General features: G+C 40.8%; 6 protein-coding genes and 1 rRNA gene. 4 read left to right on the plus strand and 3 right to left on the minus strand.

All coding sequences use genetic code 11. The features are described from left to right. Window positions 1-81: 81 nt before the first annotated feature. Window positions 82-735: a carbonic anhydrase gene (locus DQW11_RS06390; protein WP_113923244.1), complete on the plus strand. Its 654-nt coding sequence runs from the start codon at window positions 82-84 to the stop codon at window positions 733-735. A 98-nt stretch (window positions 736-833) separates the two neighbouring features. Continuing rightward, complete coding sequence (gene fabD, locus DQW11_RS06395) at window positions 834-1,709, plus strand: ACP S-malonyltransferase (RefSeq protein ID WP_113923116.1); 876 nt, start codon at window positions 834-836, stop codon at window positions 1,707-1,709. 162 nt (window positions 1,710-1,871) lie between these two features. Here fabD and folK read toward each other — a convergent pair whose 3' ends face one another. Next, a complete protein-coding gene (gene folK / locus DQW11_RS06400; RefSeq protein WP_113923117.1) occupies window positions 1,872-2,351 on the minus strand; it encodes a 2-amino-4-hydroxy-6-hydroxymethyldihydropteridine diphosphokinase in 480 nt (159 codons plus the stop codon). 72 nt (window positions 2,352-2,423) lie between these two features. On the opposite strand from folK, the gene sppA reads away from it, so the two are divergent. Next, entirely contained in the window at window positions 2,424-4,187 is a 1,764-nt protein-coding gene (gene sppA / locus DQW11_RS06405; RefSeq protein WP_113923118.1) for a signal peptide peptidase SppA, read from the plus strand. Between the two features lie 28 nt (window positions 4,188-4,215). Here sppA and DQW11_RS06410 read toward each other — a convergent pair whose 3' ends face one another. Continuing rightward, a complete protein-coding gene (locus tag DQW11_RS06410) occupies window positions 4,216-5,112 on the minus strand; it encodes a flavin reductase family protein (RefSeq protein ID WP_113923119.1) in 897 nt (298 codons plus the stop codon). Between the two features lie 95 nt (window positions 5,113-5,207). On the opposite strand from DQW11_RS06410, the gene DQW11_RS06415 reads away from it, so the two are divergent. Then, window positions 5,208-6,065 (plus strand): endonuclease/exonuclease/phosphatase family protein, encoded by an 858-nt coding sequence (locus tag DQW11_RS06415; RefSeq protein ID WP_113923120.1) that lies wholly within the window; start codon window positions 5,208-5,210, stop codon window positions 6,063-6,065. A 441-nt stretch (window positions 6,066-6,506) separates the two neighbouring features. Here DQW11_RS06415 and rrf read toward each other — a convergent pair. Continuing rightward, window positions 6,507-6,618: ribosomal RNA gene (gene rrf, locus DQW11_RS06420) — 5S ribosomal RNA — on the minus strand. Window positions 6,619-6,630 lie beyond the last annotated feature (12 nt).

Here is a 6,630-nt window from a genome sequence, read left to right on the forward strand (position 1 = left end):
CTTATCGGTATAAAAATCCCTCCTGATTTTAGGTTTTCTTTTTATCTTCAAAAAATCAATAATTATTTCTCCTTTAAAAAGATGGATATAAATAAAGTTTTTGAAAACAACCAAAACTGGATCGCCTCCAAGCTTGAGATTGATCCTCATTATTTTGAAGATTTGTCCAAAGGACAAAACCCGGATATTTTATACATTGGCTGTTCTGATAGTAGAGTTACCGCTGAGGATTTGATGGGCGTACAGCCGGGAGAGGTTTTTGTGCATAGAAACATCGCCAACATGGTCATCAGTATTGACCTCAACGTCATGTCGGTACTCAACTACGCAGTTCAAAATCTTGGTGTAAACCACGTTGTGGTGTGTGGCCATTATTTTTGTGGCGGTGTAAAAGCCGCGATGAAGGCTGCCGACCTTGGGATTCTTAATCCATGGCTGAGAAATATCAGAGATGTGTACCGCATTCATAGAAGAGAATTGAACGCCATCATTGACGAAAACGACAAGTACAACAGGCTGGTGGAACTGAACGTGCAGGAACAGTGTGTCAATCTGATCAAAACTGCAGCAGTCCAAAAAGCGATCAAAGAAAGGGATATGAAAGTGCACGGATGGGTTTTTGACATCCAAACCGGAAAACTGATTGACCTGAACATAGATTTTCAGGCCATATTAAAAGACATTATGGAAATTTATAATTTGGGAGATTTTCACCATTCAGAAGTAAACAACTGACAGGTATTCATTCCAAAGCAATGTATAAATGGCCTAAAACATGGGCCATTTTTTTTTGATATATTTGCGGTTCATAAATAAAAATTAAATCACAAATTATGAAAGCATACGTTTTTCCGGGACAGGGCGCACAGTTTTCAGGTATGGGAAAAGACCTGTATGAAAGCAATGAAGATGCTAGAAGGCTTTTCGAAAAAGCCAATGAAATCTTGGGTTTCCGAATTTCTGACATCATGTTTGAAGGTTCGGATGAGGAACTGAAACAGACCAAAGTAACCCAGCCGGCCATCTTTTTGCATTCAGTAATTCTCGCCAAAACATCTCCTGATTTCAGTCCGGATATGGTGGCAGGTCACTCTTTGGGTGAATTTTCCGCTTTGGTGGCCAATGGAACTCTAGCCTTTGAGGATGGTTTAAAATTGGTTTACCAAAGGGCGCTTGCCATGCAGGAAGCCTGTGAAATCAACCCATCCGGAATGGCCGCTATCTTGGGCCTTGAAGATGAAAAAGTAGAAGAAATCTGCGCTTCGATCAAAGAGGAAATTGTCGTACCTGCCAATTACAATTGTCCTGGGCAATTGGTAATCTCCGGCACAAACAAAGGAATAGAAATCGCCTGTGAAAAAATGAAAGAAGCCGGGGCAAAACGGGCTTTGCCTTTGCCTGTCGGAGGTGCTTTCCACTCCCCGCTTATGGAACCTGCCGGAGTGAAACTGCGAAAAGCCATTGAATCAACCACATTTCACCAACCAACCTGTCCTATTTACCAAAACGTAAGCACAACAGGCGTGATTGACATAGAAGAAATCAAAAAAAATCTGATTGCCCAACTGACCGCACCGGTCAAATGGACTCAGTCTGTTCAAAACATGGTTGCCGACGGCGCAACTCACTTTGTAGAATGTGGTCCGGGGAAAGTACTTCAGGGTTTGGTTAAAAAAATCCACAAAGAAGCAGAAGTCAGCAGCATTTAAAGTTGGGGATTGGTTAATTGGTTAATTGGTTAATTGGTTAATTGGTTAATTGGTTAATTGGTTAATTGGTTAATTGAATTCTTGAGAAACTGAATTGAACTAATTGAAATAGAAAGAAAAATTGGGAAGCCATTCAAAAATTTGGATGGTTTCCTTTTTTTTTTATAAAACCTGCACACTTGAATTGTCAGGACATTGTGCCAAAAGTTCTCGGTTGGTTTTATTTAAAACAGGATGCACGAAATCAGGGAGAATTTCTGCCAATGGTTCCAAAACAAATCTTCTTTCTTGTAGAAATGGGTGTGGAATAGTAAGCCTTTCGGATTGGAATTTTTCATTGCCAAAGTAAAGGATATCGATATCCATAGTCCGGTCACCCCACTTCTCTCCTCTTGTTCTACCCATTTTTAATTCTATCTCCAAAATAACATCTAAAATCTCTTCAGGGAAAAATGATGTGTTGAACACAAGAACTTGATTGAGGTAATTCCCGTTAGATTTTCCACCCCAGGCAGCAGTTTCAAAAATGGAAGATTTGCGGGTAATGGGACCAAAAGGAGAGACCATCAATTCAACACTCCCCTCTATTAATCTTAACCTGTCACCAAGATTCCCCCCTAATATAAAAACCACTTGATTCATTCCGCTGTTAAGGTTTGTATTGGGATAAACATAAAGAAAAAAGAAGTAATTTAGCCATCAAAATTAAATATTATGAGATTTCTTGGTAACGTTTTGGCAGTCATTGTTGGCTTGCTAATATTTTCGGTAATGAGTTTTTTTATTCTTGCCGGCATCATTGCGGTCATTTCATCCTCTTCGGAAAGTGATGTAGATGTGAAAGAAAACACTGTACTTTTATTGAACCTCGAAGGACGTCAACTAGTCGAAAGAAGCAGTGAGGACGATCCTGATTTTTCATCCTTCAACGTTTTTGGAGGTGTTTCGACGGTTGGTTTGACTTCCTTGAAAAGGGCTATTGAAACAGCAAAAGAAAATGAAAATGTAAAAGGGATTTTTATCAAAGCCGGAACATTTTCAGCCGGACAGGCCGGAATCAAAGAACTGAGAGATGCGCTTAAGGATTTCAAATCCTCCGGCAAGTTCATTGTGAGTTACGGCGAATATTACACTGAAGGAGGATATTTTCTGAGTTCTATTTCAGATGACATTTACATCAACCCTTCCGGTCTGATGGAATTCAACGGCTTTGCTTCAGAAGTGGTATTCTTCAAAGGGATGTTTGAAAAGCTTGAAATAGAGCCGCAGGTTTTCCGTGTGGGAGATTTCAAAAGTGCCGTGGAACCCTTTATTTTGGATAAAATGAGTGACTCGAGCAGAATGCAGACGGCCTCTTTTCTGAATGACCTCAATAATTTTGCTTTGACTGAAATAAGCGAAAGCAGGGGCATTTCCTTGGATTCGATCACCGAAATTAACTCCAAAATGCTGGTGAGGAAACTCAGTGATGCTTTGGAATACAAACTTATTGACGGACTCTGGTATGAAGATCAGGTGATTGACCTGATGAAAGAAAAACTTGGATTGGGTGAGGAGGATAACATCAACACCATCACCATGACCGGTATCAACAGGTCTTCTAAAACCAAAAACCTTACTTCTAAAAACAGGATTGCGGTCATTGTCGCCGAAGGAGACATTGTCAGCGGTAAATCCGAAGGGTCCATTGCTTCAGACAACTTCAAAGAAGAAATCAAAAAGGCAAGAAAAAACAAGGACGTAAAGGCTATTGTATTGAGGGTTAATTCTCCAGGAGGATCTGCATTGGCATCTGAAGTGATCTGGAGAGAACTTGATCTCGCAAGCAAAGAAAAACCTGTCATCGCTTCCATGGGAGAAGTTGCCGCATCCGGAGGATATTACATTGCCGCTGCGGCAGATACCATAGTGGCACAACCCAATACCATAACAGGTTCTATCGGGATTTTCGCCCTTTGGTTTAATGCCCAAGGCATTCTTAACAACAAAATGGGAATTACCACCGATGTGGTCAAGACAGGCGAACTTTCTGATTTCCTTACCCCAACCCGAAAAATCTCTGAAATGGAAAAGAGTATTTTCCAGGCCCAGGTAGAAGAAGGTTATGATGTCTTTTTGACAAGAGTTGCTGACGGTAGAAACCGCAGCAAAGAAGATATTATGAAAGTTGCATCAGGAAGAGTCTGGTCAGGAAACCAGGCATTGGCAAATGGTTTGGTAGATGTATTGGGGGGATTGGATGATGCTGTGAAAATCGCTGCTGAAAAAGCCGGAGTTGCAGACGATTACCGCGTGGTCTATTATCCGCAGACAAAACCTTGGTTTGAAAGATTCTTGAGCGAATTCACCAATGATGTGCAGGTATTCTATCAAAAGCAACAACTAGGTACATTTTACCCGATTTACAAACAGGTAGAAAGTGTCAAAAAATACGAAGGCATGATGGTCAGGATGCCGTATGACATCGTGATCAGATAACAAAAAAAGGAGCTAAACGCTCCTTTTTTTATTCTTGCTCCTGAAGCAAAATCTTCCAGGCAGTTTGGACATCCCCCGATTCCAACACTTGTTTGGCATACCCGTGCAAGTGAAAATCAAAACTCTCCCTGTCATTTTTAAATCTTAATTTCATTTCCTGAATCGTTTCATCCTGAGAATAGTGTTCGATTTCAATGGGTTCGGGAAGTCTTTCACAATTGCCTAATCTCCCAAGGTTGTTTCCGGTCAAAACCGAACTGTTCCTGATGTGGGGAGGAATGTTATCAACGCCAATGCCTTTATTCCTGATTGGTTTGGCGATTTCAAATAAAGCTTCCCCATTTGCCCTACAATACCAATCCCCTCCCATTCTGGCCACAGCGTCCAACTTAAATGGGTCAATTTGATCTTTTTCATCCAAAATTTGCTCGGAAATATGCGCAAGCAAAACTTCACAGATGACCAGATTGGCTGACCCTCCTCCTTCACCTATTGGTAACACTTGCAGCACTTTACATTCGAAAGCCACAGAGGCTTCCTTTACTCTGGGTGGCTTTACCAAGAGGGATGATTCTTCCGAAAACCCGGATTTCACAAATTCATTGACACCTTTTTCGTATTCGGTACTTGCCAAAGACATTTGTTCGACCATAGAGAAGTTCACCATATTGATCACGACCTCGGGTACTTCCAGTACATTATCCAGGCTGTGCTTTGTGGTGTTGTCCCTTACTCTCCGGGAAGGTGAAAAAACCAACACAGGAGGATTGGTGCCAAAAACATTGAAAAAACTGAAGGGACTTAAATTGACATTGCCTTCCTTATCCATTGTGCTGGCAAATGCAATCGGACGCGGGGCTACAGAACCGAGCAGGTAACTGTGGAATTGGGCAATCGAAACATCCTTGGGATTGATGGTCTTCATTTTTTAATTTTAAGATAATAACAACGGTTTCTATTAACGGTTCGGTAAGGCCTTTATTTAATTGCTAAATTTAGAAATCAAAAATTACAAAGACCATGATACCTTCCTCAATTCGCGTTTATTCTCTTGTTGCCTTGTTTTTTATAGCATATTCTTTTCCGGTTACCTTTTCCTTAGCCCAAAACACGAACATTGCGACGTATAATATCCGGTTTGACAATCCCAATGACGTAGGAAATCTTTGGAAGGACCGTGCGCCTCATTTGATTAATCAAATTAAATTTCACAAAATGGACATCATCGGAACCCAAGAAGGGATGTACCATCAACTTGAAGAAATCAAAAATGGTTTGGGTTATCCATATGTAGGTGTCGGCAGGGACAAAGGCGGGAAAGAAGGAGAATTCAGTGCGGTTTTCTACAATCCAGAAAAGCTAAAAGTTTTGGATCAAAGCACATTTTGGCTGTCCGAGACTCCTGACAAGCCCTCAAAAGGATGGGATGCTGCGTTGAATAGGGTTTGTACTTGGGTGAAATTTGAAAATAAAAAAGGCAAAAAGTTCTATGTTTTCAATATCCATTATGACCATATCGGTCAAAAAGCAAGAGAAGAGAGTAGTAAATTGGTGATAAGGAAAATAAAAGAAATCAATACAGAAAACCTTCCTGTTGTATTTATGGGTGATTTTAATGTCATGCCCGACAATCCGGCGTATCAAACTGTTCTTAATAATTCTGACATGAAAGACAGTAGGCTGATTTCAAAAATCCCTTCCATTGGCAATCAAGGAACTTTCAACGGTTACAATTGGGAAAAACTTCCCGAAGGAATAATTGACCATATTTTTGTCAGTCCAAATATCACCGTTCACAGACATGGAATCCTGACAGACAATTATGGAATGAAGTACCCTTCAGACCATTTTCCGGTAATGGTGGATGTGAGTTGGTGAAAACTTAAAGGGAGGGATTTTTTCGGGTTTCTCGATCGTTGACAAATATTACCAAATCAGATACCTCTTTCAGCTAAACTATATTTTTACCAAGGTATATTCTATATTTAATTCTTAGACAATTCACCTACTCCTATCTTCCTTCTCAAACACGGTGAATACACGGTTTAAACACGGTCAAAATGTAAGGGAAGGACTACGGAACAGTAATGTAAAGGATACTCTGACTTACCAGACCTATAGCTAAACCGGCAAGTTGGTGTCATACAACAGCAACATCCCAAACCTGTGGTCAAAAGGCAAATCTTTAAACACGTTTGGCTCAAAAAACTCTTTTACCCCTTGTTTTTTTATTGTTCAGGAAAACCGTGGATTGTTAAGGTTGTTGTGGAATGTCCTAAAACCAAAAAGACCCTCAGGTATGAACTGAGGGTCTGAATAATGTGGCGGCGGCCTACTCTCCCGGGTGTAACCCCAGTACCATCGGCGCTGCAGGGCTTAACTTCTCTGTTCGGGATGGGAAGAGGTGGGACCCCTGCGCTGGGCCGCCTAAATCTTGAAGTAA

The sequence above is a fragment of the Cognataquiflexum aquatile genome, assembly GCF_003316845.1.
Taxonomy (GTDB): domain Bacteria; phylum Bacteroidota; class Bacteroidia; order Cytophagales; family Cyclobacteriaceae; genus Cognataquiflexum; species Cognataquiflexum aquatile.

Coding starts and splice junctions, on each gene's coding strand:
- DQW11_RS06390 (WP_113923244.1), top strand. CDS start 82: ATGGATATAAATAAAGTTTTTGAAAACAACCAAAACTGGATCGCCTCC.
- fabD (WP_113923116.1), top strand. CDS start 834: ATGAAAGCATACGTTTTTCCGGGACAGGGCGCACAGTTTTCAGGTATG.
- folK (WP_113923117.1), bottom strand. CDS start 2,351: ATGAATCAAGTGGTTTTTATATTAGGGGGGAATCTTGGTGACAGGTTA.
- sppA (WP_113923118.1), top strand. CDS start 2,424: ATGAGATTTCTTGGTAACGTTTTGGCAGTCATTGTTGGCTTGCTAATA.
- DQW11_RS06410 (WP_113923119.1), bottom strand. CDS start 5,112: ATGAAGACCATCAATCCCAAGGATGTTTCGATTGCCCAATTCCACAGT.
- DQW11_RS06415 (WP_113923120.1), top strand. CDS start 5,208: ATGATACCTTCCTCAATTCGCGTTTATTCTCTTGTTGCCTTGTTTTTT.